This window comes from Nonomuraea sp. NPDC049378 (assembly GCF_055586745.1).
Genome location: NZ_JBVJHP010000015.1, coordinates 43940 through 63137 on the forward strand (window position 1 = coordinate 43940; position 19198 = coordinate 63137).

The 19198-nt window shown below is 71.5% G+C and carries 20 protein-coding genes; 10 read left to right on the forward strand and 10 right to left on the reverse strand.

What is annotated here, in order from left to right; all coding sequences use genetic code 11:
• Positions 1-3: 3 nt before the first annotated feature.
• The 3 genes from ACZ6SA_RS30435 to ACZ6SA_RS30445 all read right to left on the reverse strand — a co-directional run bounded on the left by ACZ6SA_RS30435 (position 4) and on the right by ACZ6SA_RS30445 (position 1766).
• Positions 4-507, reverse strand: a complete 504-nt coding sequence (locus ACZ6SA_RS30435) for a TrmH family RNA methyltransferase (protein WP_465831957.1) — start codon at positions 505-507, stop codon at positions 4-6.
• A 110-nt stretch (positions 508-617) separates the two neighbouring features.
• Positions 618-1076, reverse strand: coding sequence for a universal stress protein (locus tag ACZ6SA_RS30440; RefSeq protein ID WP_347647211.1), 459 nt, complete (start codon positions 1074-1076; stop codon positions 618-620).
• Between the two features lie 66 nt (positions 1077-1142).
• Entirely contained in the window at positions 1143-1766 is a 624-nt protein-coding gene (locus tag ACZ6SA_RS30445) for a DUF998 domain-containing protein (RefSeq protein WP_347647210.1), read from the reverse strand.
• A 233-nt stretch (positions 1767-1999) separates the two neighbouring features.
• On the opposite strand from ACZ6SA_RS30445, the gene ACZ6SA_RS30450 reads away from it, so the two are divergent.
• Complete coding sequence (locus tag ACZ6SA_RS30450; protein WP_465831960.1) at positions 2000-2974, forward strand: aldo/keto reductase; 975 nt, start codon at positions 2000-2002, stop codon at positions 2972-2974.
• A 9-nt stretch (positions 2975-2983) separates the two neighbouring features.
• Here ACZ6SA_RS30450 and ACZ6SA_RS30455 read toward each other — a convergent pair whose 3' ends face one another.
• The gene (locus ACZ6SA_RS30455) at positions 2984-3916 is read right to left on the reverse strand and encodes an anti-sigma factor RsbA family regulatory protein (RefSeq protein WP_347647208.1); all 933 of its coding nucleotides are present in this window, start codon (positions 3914-3916) and stop codon (positions 2984-2986) included.
• 180 nt (positions 3917-4096) lie between these two features.
• On the opposite strand from ACZ6SA_RS30455, the gene ACZ6SA_RS30460 reads away from it, so the two are divergent.
• Positions 4097-4651 carry a DUF1707 SHOCT-like domain-containing protein gene (locus ACZ6SA_RS30460; RefSeq protein WP_347647207.1) on the forward strand — a complete coding sequence of 185 codons (555 nt, stop codon included), beginning with the start codon at positions 4097-4099 and terminating at the stop codon, positions 4649-4651.
• On the opposite strand, the gene ACZ6SA_RS30465 is transcribed toward ACZ6SA_RS30460, so the two are convergent.
• Both ACZ6SA_RS30465 and ACZ6SA_RS30470 read right to left on the reverse strand, forming a co-directional pair.
• Positions 4621-5715: an aromatic ring-hydroxylating oxygenase subunit alpha gene (locus ACZ6SA_RS30465; protein ID WP_465831963.1), complete on the reverse strand. Its 1095-nt coding sequence runs from the start codon at positions 5713-5715 to the stop codon at positions 4621-4623. The genes ACZ6SA_RS30460 and ACZ6SA_RS30465 overlap by 31 nt on opposite strands.
• An 81-nt stretch (positions 5716-5796) precedes the next feature.
• Positions 5797-6927, reverse strand: a complete 1131-nt coding sequence (locus tag ACZ6SA_RS30470; protein WP_347647205.1) for an FAD-dependent oxidoreductase — start codon at positions 6925-6927, stop codon at positions 5797-5799.
• 50 nt (positions 6928-6977) lie between these two features.
• Between ACZ6SA_RS30470 and ACZ6SA_RS30475 the strand changes: the two genes are divergently transcribed.
• The 3 genes from ACZ6SA_RS30475 to ACZ6SA_RS30485 all read left to right on the forward strand — a co-directional run bounded on the left by ACZ6SA_RS30475 (position 6978) and on the right by ACZ6SA_RS30485 (position 9568).
• Positions 6978-7541, forward strand: coding sequence for a TetR-like C-terminal domain-containing protein (locus tag ACZ6SA_RS30475; protein ID WP_347647204.1), 564 nt, complete (start codon positions 6978-6980; stop codon positions 7539-7541).
• An 87-nt stretch (positions 7542-7628) separates the two neighbouring features.
• Positions 7629-8003 (forward strand): hypothetical protein, encoded by a 375-nt coding sequence (locus tag ACZ6SA_RS30480; protein ID WP_465831966.1) that lies wholly within the window; start codon positions 7629-7631, stop codon positions 8001-8003.
• Positions 8004-8095: 92 nt separating this feature from the next.
• Positions 8096-9568: a DUF2079 domain-containing protein gene (locus ACZ6SA_RS30485; protein WP_465831968.1), complete on the forward strand. Its 1473-nt coding sequence runs from the start codon at positions 8096-8098 to the stop codon at positions 9566-9568.
• On the opposite strand, the gene ACZ6SA_RS30490 is transcribed toward ACZ6SA_RS30485, so the two are convergent.
• On the reverse strand, positions 9544-10710 hold the full coding sequence (locus ACZ6SA_RS30490; protein ID WP_465831970.1) for a glycosyltransferase family 4 protein: 1167 nt from the start codon (positions 10708-10710) through the stop codon (positions 9544-9546). The genes ACZ6SA_RS30485 and ACZ6SA_RS30490 overlap by 25 nt on opposite strands.
• A gap of 23 nt (positions 10711-10733) precedes the next feature.
• Here ACZ6SA_RS30490 and ACZ6SA_RS30495 point away from each other — a divergent pair, with 23 nt between their 5' ends.
• From ACZ6SA_RS30495 to ACZ6SA_RS30505, 3 genes are all read left to right on the forward strand, one after another.
• Complete coding sequence (locus ACZ6SA_RS30495; protein ID WP_347647200.1) at positions 10734-11552, forward strand: PIG-L deacetylase family protein; 819 nt, start codon at positions 10734-10736, stop codon at positions 11550-11552.
• Positions 11553-11645: 93 nt separating this feature from the next.
• Positions 11646-12704 (forward strand): lysylphosphatidylglycerol synthase domain-containing protein, encoded by a 1059-nt coding sequence (locus ACZ6SA_RS30500; protein WP_465831972.1) that lies wholly within the window; start codon positions 11646-11648, stop codon positions 12702-12704.
• A 252-nt stretch (positions 12705-12956) separates the two neighbouring features.
• A complete protein-coding gene (locus ACZ6SA_RS30505) occupies positions 12957-16331 on the forward strand; it encodes a BTAD domain-containing putative transcriptional regulator (RefSeq protein WP_465831974.1) in 3375 nt (1124 codons plus the stop codon).
• Here ACZ6SA_RS30505 and ACZ6SA_RS30510 read toward each other — a convergent pair.
• Complete coding sequence (locus ACZ6SA_RS30510; RefSeq protein ID WP_465831976.1) at positions 16321-16827, reverse strand: hypothetical protein; 507 nt, start codon at positions 16825-16827, stop codon at positions 16321-16323. The two genes, ACZ6SA_RS30505 and ACZ6SA_RS30510, sit on opposite strands and share 11 nt — an antisense overlap.
• A 163-nt stretch (positions 16828-16990) precedes the next feature.
• Here ACZ6SA_RS30510 and ACZ6SA_RS30515 point away from each other — a divergent pair, with 163 nt between their 5' ends.
• Positions 16991-17521 carry a DedA family protein gene (locus ACZ6SA_RS30515; RefSeq protein WP_465831978.1) on the forward strand — a complete coding sequence of 177 codons (531 nt, stop codon included), beginning with the start codon at positions 16991-16993 and terminating at the stop codon, positions 17519-17521.
• On the opposite strand, the gene ACZ6SA_RS30520 is transcribed toward ACZ6SA_RS30515, so the two are convergent.
• Positions 17518-17745 carry a YegP family protein gene (locus ACZ6SA_RS30520; protein WP_347647195.1) on the reverse strand — a complete coding sequence of 76 codons (228 nt, stop codon included), beginning with the start codon at positions 17743-17745 and terminating at the stop codon, positions 17518-17520. The genes ACZ6SA_RS30515 and ACZ6SA_RS30520 overlap by 4 nt on opposite strands.
• Positions 17746-17818: 73 nt before the next feature.
• On the opposite strand from ACZ6SA_RS30520, the gene ACZ6SA_RS30525 reads away from it, so the two are divergent.
• A complete protein-coding gene (locus ACZ6SA_RS30525) occupies positions 17819-18658 on the forward strand; it encodes a D-alanyl-D-alanine carboxypeptidase family protein (protein WP_347647194.1) in 840 nt (279 codons plus the stop codon).
• Between the two features lie 69 nt (positions 18659-18727).
• Here the strand turns inward: ACZ6SA_RS30525 and ACZ6SA_RS30530 are convergent, their stop codons facing one another.
• On the reverse strand, positions 18728-19090 hold the full coding sequence (locus ACZ6SA_RS30530; RefSeq protein WP_347647193.1) for a DUF4267 domain-containing protein: 363 nt from the start codon (positions 19088-19090) through the stop codon (positions 18728-18730).
• Positions 19091-19198 lie beyond the last annotated feature (108 nt).

A 19198-nucleotide genomic window follows, 5' to 3' on the forward strand; every position in this document is an offset into this window, starting at 1 on the left:
AGCTCAGGAGAATCCGGCCAGTTTGTACAGCACGAGCGACCCGGCCACCGCCACGTTGAGGCTCGCGCCCGTGCCGATCATGGGGATCTCGACCACGGCGTCGAGCAGGTCGAGCGCCTCGCCGGGAATGCCGGTGGATTCGTGGCCCAGCACGACCACGGTGGGCTCCCTGGCCATCGGCAGGTCGGCCAGCCGGATGGCCTCCTCGGCCAGCTCGACGCCGAGCACCCGCTCCTCCCTGCGGGCCAGCCAGCCCAGCGGGCGCACCCAGTGCACGCAGGCCCCCTTGCGCAGAGTGTTGCCCTTGGCCAGCGCCTCGGGCACCCACGGCAGGCGGGGCACTGCCAGGCACGCGCCGACCGCGTCACAGGTGCGCAGGAGGGTGCCGAGGTTGGCGTTGTGCATCGGCCAGAGCGGCGCGACGGTGAGGTGACCCAGGCAGCGGGGCGGTCGCCGCCGTCGCTGGGACCGGAGATCTTTCCTGGTGCGCACCCGGATCCCGCTCATGCGCGCGGGAGGGTGGGCCTCTCAGTGGTGTGCATGTTCGGGGCGCTTTCAGCGGCACGCCCGGGCCATCGACGTCACGGTGCCCTCATCGTACGCGAACACGTGAACGCTCAGTCCTTCCGCTCCGGGGCGGGCACCACCAGCACCGGCCTGCCCGCGTGGTGCAGCACCCGGTCCGACGTGCTGCCGAGCAGCAGCGAGCGCACCCCGCCGAGCCCGCGCGTGCCGGTCACGATGAGCTTGGCGTCGATCTCGCCGGCGACGTCCACGATCGTCGACCAGACGGCCACGCTGTCCACGTCGCACCGGGGGACGGCGTTCAGCCCGCCCTCCTTCGCCAGGTCCGCGCCGCGTCCCGCCAGCTCGCGCATCGCCTTGGCGATCGCCTCGTCCTCGAGGGCGGACTGGTCCATGGCCATCATCAGCCCGGCGGAGGCCCTGGCCGAGGTCATCGCCAGCCGCTCCCACACCGTCAGCACGACCGCGTCCGCGCCGCGGAACATCTCGGCCGCGAACGCGATCGCGGCCTTGGCGTCGTCGGAACCGTCGTACGCGATCAGAATCGTCATTACAGCCACTCCTCAGGTGAATGCGGAACTCTCCCCTTTCCCGGGAGGCTGCTTTCACTCCTGGGGCTAGGCCATGATCGGCGAGACGCCGGAGCGCCGGGCCGAGGGCTTGAGCATCGACAGGCCGGCCAGCGCCAGCACGCCCAGCTCCGTGATGACCACGACCCGCTGGGTCAGGCCGGCCGGGATGTCCTCGTTGGTCAGCGGGACGCCGAGCATGCGGACCACGTACGGGATCACGACCAGCAGCAGCGCCCCCAGCGCCACCCCGCTGAGGACCCGCACCGCTCTGGCGAACCGCACGTTCGCCCGGGCCAGCAACAATCCTGCCGCGGGCATCACCAGGAAGGCGGCGAAGGCGGCATAACGGTGGATGCCTCCCGACAGGGAGAGCGGTACTCCAGGCCGGTCCGTGGGGAAGGCGCCGACCAGGAACATGCTCGTCCCCCACACCAGGAGCAGCGCGACGACCCAGAGGTTCGTCCCGGACCGGCGCAGTGCCTCGGCGATCAGCGCGGAGCCTGCCGCGAACAACGTCAGCGAGGCGGGCAGCAGCCATCCGGCGGACTGCCACGCGTACTCGCTGATCACACTGTGCAGCGGGTCCAGGTCGGATCCCGCGTGCAGGGCGAGCATGGCGCCGCTCCCGGTGCCGATGGCTGCGAATCCCGTGGCAAGCAATCCCTTCATGCCTCCAAGCTCGTGGAACGCGAGCTTTGCGACCATCGGAGATGGGCCCGAACCGGCCCTGAAGGATCCCCTAATACCTTGGTCGCGGCAGACCCTGGCCGACACCGGTGACCTGCCTGGACATGACCCTGGGTAGGGCTCGCCCCCTCAGGGTGGGTGGAGCCGGCCGCAGCCCGATTTGACCTGGAGTGCGCTCCAGAGGTGACCCTGGAGGGAGGACCAAGGAGGCAGTGATGAAGAGGCGCACGCTCGGAAACGGCGGACCCGAGGTCTCCGCGCTCGGGCTCGGCTGCATGGGGATGTCCGAATTCTACGGCCGGGGCGACGAGGGCGAGTCGATCGCCGTCATCAACCGCGCACTCGACCTCGGCATGAACTTTCTGGACACCGCCGATATGTACGGCAAAGGGGCCAACGAGGAGCTCGTCGGCCGCGCCATCAAGGGCCGCCGCGGCGAGGTGGTGCTGGCCACCAAGTTCGGCGTCAAGCGTGAAGGGGACAGCCGCTCGGTCGTGAACAGCCCCGGGTACATCAGGGCCGCCTGCGACGCCTCGCTCAAGCGGCTCGGCGTCGACCACATCGACCTCTACTACATGCACCGCCGCAACCCGGCCGTCCCGGTCGAGGAGTCGGTAGGCGCCATGGCGGAGCTGGTCGAGCAGGGCAAGGTGCGCCATCTCGGGCTGTCGGAAGTGAGCGCGCGCACGCTGCGCGAGGCCTGCTCCGTGCATGCGATCGCCGCGCTGCAGAGCGAATACTCCCTGTTCACCAGGGGTATCGAGGAGGAGATCCGGCCGGCGGCCCGCGAGCTCGGCGTCGCGCTGGTGGCCTACTCGCCGATCAGCCGCGGCTTCCTGACCGGCACGCTGCCGCCGGCCGACGAGCTGCCCGACGACGACTTCCGCAAGCACATGCCGCGCAACGTGGGCGACAACGCCCGGCACAACCAGGCGCTGGTGGCCGAGGTGAAGAAGATCGCCGACGCGGCCGGCGTCACCGCGGCGCAGCTCGCGCTGGCCTGGGTGCTCGCCCAGGGGGAGGACGTCGTGCCGATCCCGGGCACGAAGCGGCTGCGCTATCTGGAGGAGAACGCCGCCGCCGCGGACATCAGACTGACACCCGAGCAGCTCGGCGCGCTGGCCGCGGCCGTGCCCGCCGGCGCGGTGCGCGGCACGCGCTATCCCAGCATGGCGGAGGTCGAGCTCTGACGCCGCCGCTCAGCGGTGGCGGGGGGCGTCGAAATAGGCCCGGGTGGTGGTGCCCTCCGGCGTCGAGTGCACGCGTACGAGGTCGCTGAGCAGGTTGACGATGAGCAGCCCGCGCGAGCCCGCCTGGCGCGGGTCGACCGGGCTGCGCCCGGCCAGCGGGTCGGTGATGTGGCCGGCGTCGCTGACCTCGCACACCAGCCGCCCGTCCGCGAACCACACCTTGATCGTGCCGTCGCCGCCGCCGTGGTCGAGGCTGTTGGCGCCCAGCTCGGCCACGACCAGCCGCACGTCGTCGAGCCGGTCGCCGTCGAAGCCCAGCGTGGCGGCCTCGCGCGCGGCCAGCGCCCGCGCCGCCGACAGGTTGCCGCTGTCGAACCGCAGCGTGGGGCACTTCGGCGGGGGCTCGTCCAGCGGCCGGTTGTGCGCGTCGATCACCAGCTCGGGCGCGTAGGCGGGGCTGCGCCGCTCGCCGGAGGCGTCGCGCAGCACGGGATGGGTGCGCGCCGCCTCCTCGATCACCGCCGGGGCCAGGGCTGCGACGTCGTAGGGGCACAGGATCGTGACGTGCCGGCCCGCGAACGACAGGTTGATCAGCGCCTCGTGCTGGGCGCACGCGGGATATTCGGTCGTGGTGCGGCCCGGCCAGACGGGCTCGCCGATGATGCGCACGTGGTCGCCGGCGTGCCGGTCGGCGAAGTCGCGCAGCACGGCGGGGATGATGCGGCCGGGGTTGCGCCCCTCCTCGCCCATGTCGATCAGGCTGACCGCCCTGGCCTCCGGCCCCAGCGCGGCCTCGATGAGCGAGAGATTGCGGGCGGGGACGGCTACGGCGACGGGATCGCCGGCCGCCAGGCCCTCGCGGACGAAGGCGGTCGTGGCAGCAACGTATTCCGGCTCGCCTCGGTAGAGGAGAGCCGGATGCGAGAACGGTTCTGCCAACATCAGCCTTCACGCTACCCAAGGATCGCGACTTCACGGCGATCCGCCGGGTACCCAATAGATGTGAAGAGAATACAGGTCAGCCACCGCCCCCGGCCTGTGCGCCCGACGCCGCCCCTCGATTTGCGCGCCCCTTCCGGCCGACGTCTCCCGTTCTGAGCGTTGCGAACCTATGCTCATGACATGTCGGAAATGCAGATGCGGGTCTCCGACGAAGATCGGGAACGCACCGCCCAGCAGCTTCAACGGGCGTTCACCGAGGGTCGTCTCACCCAGATGGAGCTCGAAGACCGGCTCGAGGTCGCCCTGAGTGCGAAGACCTACGGCGACCTGCTGAGTCTGATCAACGATCTCCCCGTCGACCAGCCCCAGGTCAACGACGTGGTCGAACTGGAGGCGAAGCACGGCCATCTCAAGCGCTCGGGCGACTGGGCCGTCCCCCGGCGGCTGCGGGTGTCCTCCAAATACGGCAGCGCCGAGCTCGACCTCTCCCAGGCCGTCATCACGCACTCGGTCGTCGACGTCGAGCTCGACCTCACGTACGGCTCCGCCAAGATCATCCTGCCCGAGGGCGCGGTGGTGAACGTGGACGCCTTCCAGAGCGACTGGGGCAACACCTCGACGAGCCACGTCCCGAGCCGGCCTCGCCCCGGCGCCCTCCAGGTGGTGATCAGCGGCAGGGCGAAGTACGGAGGGCTCACCGTGCGCTATCCCCGCAAGCGCTGGTTCACCCACTGATGGAAGAGGGCGATGTGGTGCTCGCTCGGCACGAGCACCCCGCCCTCCACGTACGCCCTTGACGACATGCCGGGCTGGGTCCGCTCGCAGGCGTCGAAGTCCTGCTCGTTGACCCGGTGGAACAACTCGACGGACGTCGACAGGTCCGCCCCCGAGGCGATCACGTCGGGATGGTAGAGCCAGTCGCACTCGACGACCGTCCTGTCGGCGGCCATCGGGTACATGCGGTGCATGATCACGTGGTCGGGCACGAGGTTGACGAACACCTGCGGCCTGACGGTGATCGCGTAGTAGCGCCGGTCCTGTTCCTGTGACAACTCGGGCAGCCGGCCGAAGCCGGGGCCGCCGTCCACGGTGAAGCCCTCGGCCCTGGCGGCGAACTCGGCGCCGTGGCCCACGTAGTACTGGGCCGCGTAGCCGCCGGCGAACTCCGGCAACACGGCCGTCAGCTCGGGATGGATGGTGGCGCAGTGGTAGCACTCCATGAAGTTCTCGACGATGAGCTTCCAGTTGGCCTTGACGTCGTAGCGGATCCTGCGGCCGAGCGCGAGATCCTCGACGTGGTAGCGGTCGATGGCGGCCGGGTCGCCGAGCCGTTCGGTGGCGGCGTTGAGCACCGTCTCCTCGAACGAGGGCGGCTCGGCGGCCAGGCACACCCACGCGTACCCCAGCCATTCCCGCAGGTGCACGGGCACCAGCCCGTACGCCACGCGGTCGATGTCGGGCATCTTCACCAGGTTGGGCGCGGCGGCGAGCCGGCCGTCGAGGTCGTAGGACCAGGCATGGTAGGCGCACCTGATCGTCCGGCGTACCTCGCCCTGCTCCTCCACGCACAGCCGGGCGCCGCGGTGCCTGCAGACGTTGAGGAAGGCGCGCAGCCGGTCGTCCCGGCCGCGGACCACGATCACGTTCTCCCTGCCGACCTGGACCGTCCTGAACGCGCCCGGCTTGGGCAGATCCCCTGCCCTGACGGCGCAGAACCAGAGGTTCTCGAAGATCCTTGCCTGCTCGTGCGCGAACACCTCAGGGTCCGTATAGGAGCTCCCCTGAAGGGTCGCGATCAAGCTTGACGTCGTCGTCAACCGTCACCTCTTGTTGCGTATTACGCACCGAGTTGCTCTATATGCGACATCGTCAGGTCGCGCTCAGGACGCTGTCAAGAGGTATGTGCTGACTCTCCGCAACCACTTGACATACAGCCAGGTCGCGAACCGGTCGGGGAACAATCCGGCGAACGAGCCCTGCCTGTCGGTGATCGCGGTGGCGGCCAGCCGGGCGGGCAGGCGTACGACCTTCGACCTCGCCCGCTCGTACGCGCGCAGCGCGCCGGCCAGTTCGTCGCGACCGGGCCCGGACCCCAGGCCGCCGATCGCCGTACTCAGCAGCCAGGCGTCCTCCAGCGCCTGGTTGGCGCCCTGGGCCATGGTGGGCGGCATGGTGTGGGCGGAGTCGCCGGCCAGCGTGGTCGGCCCCTTGCCCCAGGCCGCGGCGAACGGCTGCTTGTGATGGGGGAAGAAGTCGATCTCGGTGATCGTCTCCAGAATGTCGGGCACCGGCTCCGCCCATCCGCGGAACCGCTCCCGCAGTCGCTCGGCCACGTCGGGATCGCCGTCCCAGAAGGGCCCGCCCGGCGCGGCCTTGACGTCGAACCACCACAACAGCCGGCCCCCGCCCGCCGGGATCAGCCCGCACAACCCCCGCGCGCCGGCGATCATCACGGCCCTGGCCTGCTCGGTGAGCGTCGTGGGCCTGGTGGTGAACCCCTGCCAGGTCACCCAGCCGCTCAGCTTCGCGCGGTCGCCGCCCCACAGGGCCTCGCGCACCGCCGAGCGCCGCCCGTCGGCCCCCACGAGCACGTCGCCGCGGACCGTACGGCCGTCGGACAGGCGCACCTCGGCCCGCTCGGGCACCACGTGCTCGGCGCCCACCCCGTAGGTCACCGGCATGCCGTCGGCGAGCAGCTCGACCAGGTCGCGGCGGGCCACGTGCACGCTCGGGTGGCCGTAGCGGCGTTCGGCCTCGGTCAGGTCGACGGTGAACAGCCTGCGCCCATCGACGGCCCAGGACTCCATGGTCTCCAGGCGCCGCCCGGTCCCGGAGTAGTCGGCCTTGAGCTCGCGGAGGATGGCCGTGGCGGCCGGCCAGAGCGTGACCGAACCGCCGGCCGTACGCAGCTCGGGGGCCTCCTCGTAGATCTCGACCTCGTGACCGGCGTTGAGCAGGCCGCGCGCCACGGCGAGCCCCGCGACGCCCGCTCCGACCACGATTACCCTCATAGCAACCCCTAATTGTGAGACCGTTGATATCTGATATTGGGAGTATCATTATGTCTGCGCGTGGACGCAAGCCCGATCCCACGGTCGATCACCGCATCAGGCAGGCCGTGGCCGGGCTGGTGCTCTCCCAAGGCCTCGACTTCACCGTGGACGACGTCGCGGCGGCGGCGGGCGTGGGCCGGGCCAGCGTGTTCCGCCGCTACGCCAGCAAGCGCGACATGGTGCTCGAAGCCATCACCGGCCTCATGAACGCGCACGTCGCCATCCCCGACACCGGCTCGTTCGAGGGCGACCTGCGCGTGGTGGTCTCCGACACCCTCGCCCTCTGGCACCATCCCGACGTCGCGCGCCTGGCCAGGCAGGTCTTCGGCGAGGCGGGCCGGGACCCGGCGGTCGCCGAGATCATCCGTACCGGGATGCGCGCCAGGATGGAGCGCTCGTGGATCGTGTACGAGCGCGCGATCGAACGCGGCGAGCTGCCGCCGAACGCCGACCTCTGGATGCTTACCGATATGTTCGCCGGTTTCGTCGCTTACCGGGGGCTCCTGGATCTTCCCCTACCCGAGCCGGAGCAGATCGTGCAGGTCCTGCTGCACGGCTTTACGCCTGTCTGACGCCCGTGGTGTTAGTGGGGTGCAAGTGGCGGTCAAGTCGTGCCCCATAATGTTCCCTTCGTTCGCAAACCTACGAAGGGCACGGAAATGACTCCCCCACGCCGTCGTCTGGCCGTCGCGGCCGCGACGCTTACTCTTGCCGTCCTCACCACCGCCTGTGGTGCCCTGGGCAACGCCGTAGACTGCAACACCGCGGCCGGCGAGGCCGGCAAGATCGCCAGTGAGTGGAGCACCGCGGTCACGAAGAACGCCGCCGACACCGACGCGATCGGCACCGCGTCGCAGACCGCGGCCGACAAGACCAAGGAGCTCGCGGGCAAGTACGACGGTGAGGTCGCCGCCGCGCTCAACGACCTCGCGGCCGGGTTCGACTCCATGAAGGGCGGCGACCTGAGCTCGGTCTCCGAGTTCAGCGGCAAGGTGAGCGGCTTCCAGAGCAAGATCACGGCTGCCTGCTCCTAGCCGGGCGCACGGTCGCCGCTCCGCCCGTGGGGGGCGGTAAGGGGCGGCGGCCGTGTCCGGGTTCGGGCTGATCCGTTCTAGTCTTGCTCCCCGTGACGGGACAGACGCTCGAGACGCCGGTGGGGGCCGGCGGCGGCGACGTCCCGTCATGGAAGAGCCGGCTGCCGGGCCACCGCGTGCGGGTGGGCGCCGTCGCGCTCGTCGCCGGGGTGGCCTACGCCGTGCTCGGCCTGGTCAAGCTCGCCACCTTCAGGGCCACCACGTTCGACCTGGTGATCGTGGACCAGGCGGTGCGCAACTACGCGGGCCTGCGGCCTCCGTACATCCCGGTGCGCGGCATGTTCGGCGGCCGGGGCATGGACTACGTCCAGCTCGCCGACCACTTCTCGCCCATCTACGCGGTGCTGGCGCCGTTCTACTGGATCCACGACGGCCCCGGGACGCTGGTCGTCGCGCAGGCGGCGCTGTTCGCCGCCGCGATCCCGTTCGTCTGGCTGTTCACCCGGCGCGTCCTCGGCACCTGGCCCGCCTACCTGGTCTGCGTCGCGTACGCGCTGTCGTGGCCGGTGGCGCAGGCGGTCGCGTTCGACGTGCACGAGGCCATGTTCGTCCCCGTGCTCACCGCGATCATGATCGAGCGTTACCACGCCGGACGCATGCTGCCCGCGTTCCTGGCGATGGCCGCCCTCCTCCTCGTCAAGGAGGACATGGGGCTCATGGTGATCGGCGCGGGGGCCTGCCTGATCGCTCTCGGCGACCGGTGGCGCGGCGTGCTGAGCGCGCTGCTCGGCCTCGGCGCCGTGCTGCTCGTGCGCGGGCTGACGATCTCGGTGTTCGGCGGCGACGCCAAGGACTACTGGGCCTACGGGCATCTCGGGGACGACCTGCCCGGCGCCCTCCTCGGCATCCTGCGTGACCCGTTCGCCGCGGTGCTGCTCGCCTTCAGCGAGGAGGCCAAGGTCGACACCCTGCTCCTGATGGTGTGGCCGACGTTGTTGTTGTGCCTGCTCTCCCCGCTGTCGCTGGTCGCGCTGCCGCACGTGCTCGTCCGCATGCTGGCCGACCGGCCCCAGTGGTGGCAGGCGGACTTCCACTACAGCGCGTTCACCGTGGTGATCCTGCTCTGCGCGGGCGTCGACGGCCTGTCGAGGCTGTTACGGCTGATCAGACGCTCCGGCGACCGCTCGCTCAAGCTGGCCTGGGCGGCGGGCGCCTGTGCGGTGGCGCTCACCCTGGTGCCCCGGTTCGCCCTCGACCAGCTCTACCATCCGGGCTTCTACACCGAGCCCAAGGCGGCCGCCGCCGCCGAGGCCGTCGCCAAGGTGCCCTCGGGGGTCACCGTCGAGGCCGCCAACTCCGTCGGCCCCGCGCTGACCTCGAGGACCACCGTCCTGCTGTGGGGGGCCACGCCGCACGGCGCGCCGTGGGTGGTGGCCGACACCTCCCGCTGGGAGTTCCCCTTCGGCACGCCCGAGCAGCAGCTCGCCGCGGTCGGCGAGCTGGAGGCCCAGGGTTACGTGAAGGTGTTCGAGCGCGACGGCTACGTGGTGCTGCGGCGCGACTGAGGGGGCCGCTCACCTCGCGGCTCATGGGGCCGCTCATGAGGGCTGCGCATGGACCTCGCCTGCGCGTACGCCTGGTCGAAACCCTCGATCACGGCCGGCCACGAGCCCGCGGCGGGCGGCGTGGCACGGTTGTGCGCCGCGATGGACTCGCGCAACCCCGGATCGGCGCACAGTCGCGCCACCGCCCGTGCCAGGTCGCCCGGCGTGCGCCCGAGCAGCCCCTCCGTGCCGTGCTTGACGAAGTCGGCGACCCCGCTCTGCGCCCTGGCCACCACGGGCAGCCCCGCCGCCCGCGCCTCGAGCGCCGCGATGCCGAACGACTCGCGCGGCGCCGGAGCCACGAAGACGTCGGCCGTCTCCAGGACCTTGGCGATCTGCTCACGGGTGTGCCGCCCGGGCAGCGAGACCCAGCCGGTCATGCCGTGTTTGGCGAGGAATCGTCCCATCTGGCCCCGTGCGGGCCCGTCGCCGACGATCGTGGCCCGCATGGGGATCTCGGAGGGGACCCGCGCGCGGGCCGCCTGCAGCAGCTTCAGCAGGCGTACGGGGTGCTTGCGCGGAGCCAGCCGCCCGACCGCGACGACATGCACCTCCTCGCGCGGGGCGGGCGGGCCTGGCGGCGGCGCCCAGCCCGACAGGTCGAGCCCGTTGGCGACCACGCGCACCGGCACCCCGGGCCCCGCCACCTCGCGGATGGGAGCCGCGGCGGCGTTGCTGACGGTGGTCGCCACCAGCCGCCACCGCTGCCAGCCGAACGCGAGCCGCAGCAGCCGGTAGAGGCCCCGCGTGACCGGATCCCACATGCTGTGCACGGTCACCACGCACGGCACCCCGGCACGCACCGCGGCCCGCGCGCCCATCCAGGCGAACGGCGAGACCGCCCCCGCGTGCACGTGGACCACGTCGGGCCGGACCGAGGCGAGCCGGCGCGTGAGATGCCCCACTCCGAACGGGTGCACGGGAAGGTCGAACGGCATCCTGGCGACGATCCTGTGCACGCCCGGCAGCGGCTCGCCCCTGGTCGCCGTGGCCACGGAGACGTCGTGTCCGGCCTCCCGCTGCATCCGCACGAGATCGGCGACCTGGACCTCGATCCCCCCGAGTCGCGGCAGGTAACAGTCGCTCACGTGAAAGATCCGCACCCCTCCCAGACTAATCTGGGCGTGTGCCTCCACGTACCGCTGTGTTCTTTCATGCCCACCCCGATGACGAGGCCCTGCTGACGGCGGGCACCATGGCGATGCTCGCGGCCGAGGGGCACCGCGTGGTGCTCGTGGTGGCCACGGCGGGCGAGCGCGGCCTGGCCGAGATGGAGCCGGGAGAGGCGCTCGGCGAGACCAGGCTCAAGGAGCTCTACGCGTCGGCCGCGCTGCTCGGCTGCGCCCGCGTGGAATGCCTGGGTTACGGCGACTCGGGGCTGAGCCCTCAGGGCGGCAGCGCGGACGAGCGACCCGACAACGCCTTCATCGACGCCGACACCGAGGCGGCGGCCAAGGCGCTGGCCGCGATCCTGCAGGAGGAGGAGGCCGAGCTGCTGGCGATCTACGACCCGGCGGGCGGCTACGGCCATCCCGACCACGTGCAGGTGCACCGGGTGGGCAAGCGGGCGTCGAAGATCGCGGGCACGCCGATCGTCCTGGAGGCGACGGTCAACCGCGATCCGCTCGTCAGGCTGCTGCGGCTGGCGAGCCGCTTCTACCGGTTCCCGCCGGAGTTCGACGTGCGGACGTTCGAGAGCGCGTACTCGGCGAGCGAGACGATCACCCACCGCGTCAATGTCCGGAAATATGCGAAACAGAAGCGGGCGTCCATGGCCGCGCACGCCTCGCAGGCCAGCGGCGGCGACAGCGACCGCACCCTCGCCGTCATGCTGAAGGTCCCCCGCCCTCTCTACCGCCTGGTCTTCGGCACGGAGTGGTACGTTCGCCGTGACCTCCCTCCCGGCGCCCGCCTCACCCATCCGTTCGACCGGTGGCCGACCTAGTCCCCCGCCGGAGTTCCCCCGCAGTTCTCCGAAGTTCCCCGAAGTTCCCCCGAACGACGAGCGCCGCCGCGTCACCCGTCAGACTGGATCCCGATGAAGAACAAGTGGCTCCAGATCGCCCTGTCCGTCCTGTCGCTCGGGCTGGCCGTGCTGCTCGTGGTCTACCTGCCTCAGATCGTGCGCGCGCTCACCGGCAAACCGGTCTCCTGGGCCGAGATCGGCACCTTGTTCGCCGCCCTCGGCGCGGGCGAGATCGCGATCATGGCCGTGCTGTGGCTGCTGAGCCTGGTGGCCTACACGTTCGTGCTGACCAACTCCCTGCCGGGGCTGAACAACCTGCAGGGCCTCACGCTCAACGCCGCGGGCAGCGCGGTGAGCAACCTCCTGCCGTTCGGCGGGGCGGTCGGCGTGGCGGTGTCGTTCGCCATGACGAAGGGATGGGGCTTCTCCAACCGCTCGTTCGTGGTCATGACGCTGGTCAGCGGCATCTGGAACACGTTGTTCAGGTTTATCCTGCCGGCCGTCGGGATCATCGCGCTGCTGATGGCGGACGAGGCGCCCAACGCGACGGTCGCCAAGGCGGGCTGGACGGGCGCGATCTCCATCCTCGTGCTCTGCGCGGTCGTGGCCGCGGCGCTCTACTGGGAGCGCGCCGCCACGCTGCTCGGCCGGGCGCTCGACGGCCTCACCAAGGTGCTGCGGGTGAAGTTCCACGCCTCCGCGGCCTTCCACCGGCTGCGCGCCGACACCGCCGGCGTCGTCAGGACCCGGTGGCCCGGCCTGTCGCTCGGCATGATCTTCTTCCTCGGCTTCCAGTGGGCGATCATGGCCGCCTGCATGCAGGCCACCGGCGCCTGGCCCGGCCTGGCCGAGTCGATCGCCGTTTTCGCGCTGTCGAGGGTCCTGACCAGCGCCCTGATCACGCCCAGCGGCGCGGGGATCATGGAGAGCGGCGTGGCCGCCCTGCTGATCGCGTTCGGGGTGCCGGGCACTCCCGCGATCGCGACCGCACTGCTTTTCGGCTTCTGGACTTACACTATCGAGATCCCGTTCGGCGGCCTGGCACTGGGCGCATGGGCGCTCCTGCGCCGGCGAAACGGCCGAGACGCCGAGGCGGAGCCCCCGTCCACGATCTCGAAGGCCCCCTCTTGACCACCGCTCCGGCCCGCTCGGCCGAAGACGTTCCGCGACCCGGATCGAGCCGTCCGCCGCGCCCGGCGGCCGGTCGGCACGCGCTCCAGGTCACTGCACCACGACCACGAGGTGAACACCATGTCCTGGCACCCTGCAACGACTCACCGCACCGGGGGACGCGGTTTCCAAGCGGAGGTAGATCGGTGACAATCCCAAACCCAACAAAGACCTTGTGCGTGATTCGCAGGCCCGCATAGCGTGGCGGCTGACATGGTGGCGTTCCGAGTTCTGGGGCCAGTCGAGGCGTACGAACACGACGACGAGCTCGACCTCGGCGGGTTGCGGCAGCGGGCCGTCCTCGCCCGGCTCCTCGTGGCCAGAGGCCAGGTCGTGCCCGTTGACACGCTTCTTTACGACTTGTGGGACGACGATGCGGCCAAGGGCGCGCAGTCGGGCCTGCAGGTCTACATCTCGCGCCTGCGCAGGGTGCTGGAGCCCGGCCGCCCGCGCGGCGGCCCCAACCGGCTGCTCGTGACGGTCGCGTCCGGCTACGCGCTGCGCGTGGCCTCCGACCAGGTCGACGCGCTCAGGTTCGAGCAGCTCGTACGCGCGGCCGGCGAGCACCTCGACGAGGGCGATCCGCAGGCCGCCCGCGGCCGCCTGGAAAAGGCGCTGGGCCTGTGGCGCGGCACCCCCTACTCCGACTTCGCCGACCAGCCGTGGGCGGAGGCCGAGGTCAACCGGCTGACCGAGCTGCGCCTCGTGGCGCGCGAGCGGCACGCCGACACCGGCCTGCGGCTCGGCATGCACGCCGAGACCGTGCCCGACCTCGAGGCACTGACCACGGAGCATCCGCTGCGCGAGGAGGGCTGGCGGCTGCTGGCACTGGGCCTCTACCGCTGCGGCCGGCAGGGCGACGCGCTGGCCGCGCTGCGCAGGGCGCGCAACATCCTGGCCGACGAGCTGGGCATCGACCCGGGCCCGGCGCTGCGCAAGCTGGAGTCCGACATCCTGGCCCAGTCGCCCGAGCTGGAGCTGGCCGCTCCGGCGCGGCCCGCGCGGCAAGCGCCGGTCACCGACACCTGGCCGCCCCGGCCGGCCACGCCCGTCGACCCGCCGCCGCTGGAGCCCGAGCCGTTCGTCGGCCGCGACGCCGAGCTGACCAGGCTGACCACGGCGGCCTCCCGCACCGGCAGGTTCCAGGTCGCGATCGTGACCGGGGTCGCGGGCGCGGGCAAGACCACCCTGCTGCGCCAGGTGGAGACCCGGCTGGCCGGCGACGGCTGGATCGCCGCCTCCGGGGCCTGCCCCGACTCCAGCGCCACCCCGCCCGGCTGGGCGTGGGTCGAGATCCTGCGCGCCCTCATCGGCGTGACCGGCGCCGGCGAATACGCCCAGCTGCTCGCGCCGCTGCTCGACGACGCCGCCCCCGACCCCGACGAGGACGAGGTGTCCGGCGGCTTCCGGCTGCACCGCGCGGTCGGCGGCTACCTGGCGGGGGTCGCGCGCAGGTCGCCCGTGCTGCTGACGCTCGAAGACCTCCACTGGGCTGACGACCAGACGCTGGCCCTGCTGCGGGCGCTGCCCAGCCTGCTGGCCACCAGCCGGGTGCTGCTCGTGGTGACGTGCAGGGAGAGCGAGCTCGACGACCGCCAGTCCGACGTGCTGGCCGCCCTCGCCCGGCTCGGCCCGGTCCGCGTGAACCTGTCGGGGCTCGACCCGAAGGCCGTGGCCGAGCTGGTCAAGGCCACCTGCGTGCGCGAGATCGACGATGACGCGGTCGAGTCGATCGTCGAGCGCACCGGCGGCAACCCGTTCTTCGTCCGCGAGACCGTGCGCCTGCTCGACTCCGAGGGCGCGGCCGACCGGGCGAGCGCCACCGAGGTGCTCTCGCAGGTGCCCTCCGGCGTGCGCGACGTGCTGCGGCGGCGCATCTCGCGGCTGCCGTCCGGCGCGCAGCAGATCCTGCTCCAGGCCGCCGTGATCGGCCGCGACGTCGACCTCGACGTGCTCATCGCCGTGGCGGGCGACGAGGACGCCGTCATCGAGGCCGTCGAGGCGGCACTGCTGGCGGGCCTGGTGACCGAGCCGGGGCCCGGGCTGCTCAGGTTCGACCACGACCTGGTGCGCGACACGATCTACTCCGACGCGTCCCGGCTGCGCCGCACCCGGCTGCACGCGGCCGTGGCCGCCGTCATCGAGGAGCGCACTCCGTCCGACGTGGCCGCGCTCGGCCACCACTACTTCCTCGCCGACGCGGCCGAGAAGGCCGTCCACTACGCGGGGCTGGCGGCCGAGCAGGCCGAGCGGCGCTTCGCCCACCGCGAGGCGGCCACGCTGTGGGAGCAGGCCATCGCCGCGTTCGACCGTTCGCGCAACGACGAGCCGGGCGGCGCGCAGACGCCGGAGCGCACCAAGAAGCGGCTGGCGCTCATGCTGCGCCAGATCAGGGCCCTGGCGCTGTGCGGCGACATGTCGGCGGCCAGGGTTCTGCGCCGCCAGGCCATGGACACCGCGCTCCCGCTGGGCGACCTCGAGATCACCGCGAAGGTGGCCGCCTCGCTGGCCGTGCCGCACAAGGGCATGGCCCGCGACTTCACCCGCACCGCGTGGGAGATCGTCGACGTCACCGAGCGGGCGCTCATGGAGCTGCCCGAGGGCGAGCAGCGGCTGCGGGCCAGCCTGCTGACCACGCTCGCCCTGGAGCTGGAGGGCTCCTCCTCCCCCGAGCGAGGCCGGCAGGCGTCGCTGGAGGCGCTGGAGCTGGCCAGGCAGAGCGGCGACTCCGCGCTGATCGCGGCCGCGCTCAGCGGGCGGCTGCGCCAGTCGTACGACATCCCCGCGGTCGACACGCGCGAGAGCATCGGCAGGGAGTTGCTGGAGGTCGCCCAGCGCTCCGGCCAGATGGCCACGCAGGCGCTGGCCCATCTGGTGCTGCTGGAGTGCGCGGCGGCCAGGGGTGAGTTCGCGACCGCCGACGAGCACGCCGCCGCCGCCGACCGCCTGGCCAAGCAGTACGACCTGTCGGCGCCGGCCGCGGTCGTCGTCTGGTACGCCGGCCAGCGGCTCATGATCGCCGGTGACTACGCCGGCGCCGGGCGGGCCTACCGCGACGCGGCCAGGATGACGGAGCGGGCCGGCATGCTGGAGGGCCGCCAGGACCTGCCGCTGATCACGACGTTCTGCCTGCACCTGGTCGACGGCCGGGCCGCCGGGATGGTCGACCAGCTCGCCGAGGCCCACCTGCGGGGCGCCAAGTGGACGCTCGACGCCTACGCCCTCGCCCTCGCCTCGGCGGGCCGTCTCGACGAGGCCAGGGCCGTGGCCGCCACCCGTCCGCCGGTGCGTCCCGACTTCCTCTACGAGCTGGTGATGACCTGGCGGGCGCTGGCCGGCATGCTGCTGGACGACCGGGAGCGGATGGTCGACTGCTACGACAAGCTCAAGCCGTTCGCCGACCGGGTGGCGGGCGCCGGCACCGGCGTGGTGGCGCTGTGGCCTGTCGCTCTGACGCTCGGCGACCTCGCCATCCGCCTGGGGCAGCCCGACGCCGCGCGCGACCACTACCACAAGGCCCTCGAGGTGGCCGGGCGGGTCGGCGTGCCGCGCTGGGTGGAGGCGGCGCGGCAGTCGGTCAACAGCTGACCTGGAATCGCTCGCTCCTGATGGTCTCGGCGCCTTCGACGGCCAGCTCGACGCGGTACCACCCGGGGTTGCCCGAGACGTGGGGCCGCCACTCGACGGTGCTCGCGGCGGCGGCGAAGCCGCCGTGGTCCACCAGGTAGGTGCGCCAGGCCCGGCTCGCGGGGCTCCAGCGGGTGAGCCGCCAGCCGTACGTCACGGCCTGGTCGGGGTCGGGGTTGACGACCACGCTCCGGGCCACGTACGGGTCGGCGCAGCCGGCGCCGCCGCCGACGGAGACCTCTCCCGCCGTGGCGGCGGGGGCCGTCCGCCTGGTGGGAGCGGAGATGGGACTCTCGCGGGCCGACAGGGTGATGGTCGTCACGGGCTCGGTGGCCGAGATGGCGTTGTGGTAGGCGGAGAAGCCGACGTAGGCGCTGGTGAACGCGAGCGCGGCCACGAAGAGCTTGACCGTGTTCGCGGTGCCGCTGGCGAGGGCGGCTGCGCTTCTCGTCGTCATCGTCAACACCTCTTTCGCCTCCGCCATAGAGTGAGGCAGGGCGGTTGAGTCCCGCTTGTCGGCTGGTTGCACCCGTTGCGGGAGACTTGCAGCCGCTGTGGCAGGCAAGCGGGACTTTGATTAAGGTAAGGCTGACCTAAGGCATTGGGAGGGGTGGCTGCGGATGGTACGTGCGATCGCCCCCGTCTCCGACGGCTTCGCCGAGCCGTTCTGGCTCGGCCTCCCCTACTGGCTCGTCGGCGCCATCCTGATGCTCGCCCTGTTCGGAGCGTTCCAGGTCTACTACTGGGTAGGCCGCAAGCTCGGCGAGAAGCTCTACGAGTCCCGCGTCGGCGTCAAGTTGGGCCGCGAGCGCATCACGAAGATCGAGCAGGTCGTCGAGAAGTGGGGCGCGCTGGCCGTCTACGGCTGTTTCTGGGTGCCCATGTTGCGCCACACGTTGCCGTGGGTGGCGGGGGCGCTGCGCGTGTCCTACCCCTGGTACGTCGTCGCCAGCGCGCTGGGCTGCCTGACCTGGGCACCGCTGTGGTGGTTCGGCGGCACGGCGATCGTGTGGGGGTGGCTGCAACTGGCCGCCGCCTCGCCCTTCGCCGCGGCCGCCGTGGCCGTGGTGGCCGTCGCCGCCGTGGCCGCGCTCGTAATCCGCCGCCGGCGGCGCCGCCGGGCCTCCGAGGACGAGGCCCTGGTCTCCTAGGTCTCCTGCCCGCTCCGGTCGTCGATGACGGCTTCGGGGGCGTTCCTGCGTACGGTCTCGATGCCGTTCACGCAGGCCACCTTGGTCGGGAATCCCGCGCCGACCGCGAGCGTCTGCCCGTTGTTCGCCACGAGCGCGAAGCGGTAACCGCCCTGTTCGTCCTTGCTGATGATGAACCTGCCTGCCATGGCCGCCGCCCCCGTCATGTCGGATCTATCAACCATTTACCCGTGCCAGATCCATACCTATGGCCGTGTCAGGCAAACGAACCCTTGATCTCCTGACACCATGATTGCCATGCGTATCGCCGGTTTCATGGGTTCTGTCGTGGTCACTGTGCTGGTCGGGGTCGCCACCCCTGCCGTGGCGGCGGACGAGCCCGCCGTGGCGGCCAAGGCGGCGTACGTCATCGACTCGGCCGGGACGATCCACCTCGACAAGCGCGAGACGCGCCGGATGCCGGTCGCCAGCCTCGTCAAGATCATGACCGCGTACGTCGTGCTGCGCGAGGCCAGCCTGAGCGACACGGTCAGGATCTCCGCGACCGACGTGGCGTACGCCGCACGCAACGGCGCCGCGACGGCGGGCCTGCGCAAGGGCGAGCGCTTCACGGTCAGGGACCTGCTGTACGCCCTCATGCTGCCCTCGGGCGCCGACGCGGCCAACGCGCTGGCGCGGCGCTACGGCCCGGGCAAGACCGCCTTCGTCGCCAAGATGAACCGCACCGCCCGCTCGCTCGGCCTGGACGACACCCGCTACACCAACGCCGACGGCATGCCCACCCCGGGCAACGGCGGCTACTCGACGGCCGCCGACCAGGCGAGGCTGGCCCAGTGGGCGCTGGACGACGACACGTTCACGACCGTGGTCAGGCGCACGGTCCACAGGGTGGCGAAGACGAAGGTGCACCGGGCGCACACCTGGCACAACACCAACAAGCTGCTCACGCGCGCGGACGGGGTGCTGGGCGTGAAGACCGGCTACACGAGGGCCGCGGGATACTGCCTGCTGTTCGCGGGCGTACGCGGTGGCGAGCAGGTCGTGGGCGTGCTGCTGAACGACAGCTCGGCGGAGCGCCGCTTCACCACGGCCGAACGGCTCCTCGACTACGCGGGCGACCGGATCGCCCTCGGCTGACGGACCGGCCCTCGGCGTCGCTCCCGGCGGGTCGGAGTGGCCATGGTGCGCCCGGGGCTGACGGCGCGCTCAACTCAGGAGCAGCAACAGCGCCGCAGCGACGGTGACCGCGGCGGTGCCGCCGTGCATGCCGTACGCCAGCGCCGGGTGGCCGCCGCGGCGGGCCACGATGATCGCGTCGCCCAGCGGGATGACCGCCATGGCCAGGAAGGCCCAGCCCAGGGTGCGCGGTTCGCCGAGGGCGAGCAGGACGAAGATCAGCAGTGCGGTGGCGAGGTCGCGCACGGCCTTGACGGAGAAGTAGGCGCCGGCGGCCGTACCGGGCACCCCGAAACCCGCGGCGGCGGACTCGGGCACAAGGAGGAAGCGCAGGCTGATCACGATCAGTCCGGCGCCGATGAGCGCGGCGATCACGTACGCGGTGGCAACCATGGCATGCATTCCAAGCTTCGGTCCTTGACAGGTACTCCAGTCACCGTAGCTTAGCAATGACCAGACTTCTAGTAATGCTAGAAGCAATCTGGGGCACATCTCTCTCGC

Bases quoted from the DNA above. Each gene is read 5' to 3' on its own strand.
- ACZ6SA_RS30530 (WP_347647193.1), bottom strand. From the start codon at position 19,090: ATGGTTGCCACCGCGTACGTGATCGCCGCGCTCATCGGCGCCGGACTG.
- ACZ6SA_RS30500 (WP_465831972.1), top strand. From the start codon at position 11,646: ATGAAGAACAAGTGGCTCCAGATCGCCCTGTCCGTCCTGTCGCTCGGG.
- ACZ6SA_RS30460 (WP_347647207.1), top strand. From the start codon at position 4,097: ATGTCGGAAATGCAGATGCGGGTCTCCGACGAAGATCGGGAACGCACC.
- ACZ6SA_RS30440 (WP_347647211.1), bottom strand. From the start codon at position 1,076: ATGACGATTCTGATCGCGTACGACGGTTCCGACGACGCCAAGGCCGCG.
- ACZ6SA_RS30510 (WP_465831976.1), bottom strand. From the start codon at position 16,827: ATGACGACGAGAAGCGCAGCCGCCCTCGCCAGCGGCACCGCGAACACG.
- ACZ6SA_RS30525 (WP_347647194.1), top strand. From the start codon at position 17,819: ATGCGTATCGCCGGTTTCATGGGTTCTGTCGTGGTCACTGTGCTGGTC.
- ACZ6SA_RS30455 (WP_347647208.1), bottom strand. From the start codon at position 3,916: ATGTTGGCAGAACCGTTCTCGCATCCGGCTCTCCTCTACCGAGGCGAG.
- ACZ6SA_RS30475 (WP_347647204.1), top strand. From the start codon at position 6,978: ATGTCTGCGCGTGGACGCAAGCCCGATCCCACGGTCGATCACCGCATC.
- ACZ6SA_RS30445 (WP_347647210.1), bottom strand. From the start codon at position 1,766: ATGAAGGGATTGCTTGCCACGGGATTCGCAGCCATCGGCACCGGGAGC.
- ACZ6SA_RS30435 (WP_465831957.1), bottom strand. From the start codon at position 507: ATGAGCGGGATCCGGGTGCGCACCAGGAAAGATCTCCGGTCCCAGCGA.
- ACZ6SA_RS30470 (WP_347647205.1), bottom strand. From the start codon at position 6,927: ATGAGGGTAATCGTGGTCGGAGCGGGCGTCGCGGGGCTCGCCGTGGCG.
- ACZ6SA_RS30505 (WP_465831974.1), top strand. From the start codon at position 12,957: ATGGTGGCGTTCCGAGTTCTGGGGCCAGTCGAGGCGTACGAACACGAC.
- ACZ6SA_RS30520 (WP_347647195.1), bottom strand. From the start codon at position 17,745: ATGGTTGATAGATCCGACATGACGGGGGCGGCGGCCATGGCAGGCAGG.
- ACZ6SA_RS30515 (WP_465831978.1), top strand. From the start codon at position 16,991: ATGGTACGTGCGATCGCCCCCGTCTCCGACGGCTTCGCCGAGCCGTTC.
- ACZ6SA_RS30480 (WP_465831966.1), top strand. From the start codon at position 7,629: ATGACTCCCCCACGCCGTCGTCTGGCCGTCGCGGCCGCGACGCTTACT.
- ACZ6SA_RS30450 (WP_465831960.1), top strand. From the start codon at position 2,000: ATGAAGAGGCGCACGCTCGGAAACGGCGGACCCGAGGTCTCCGCGCTC.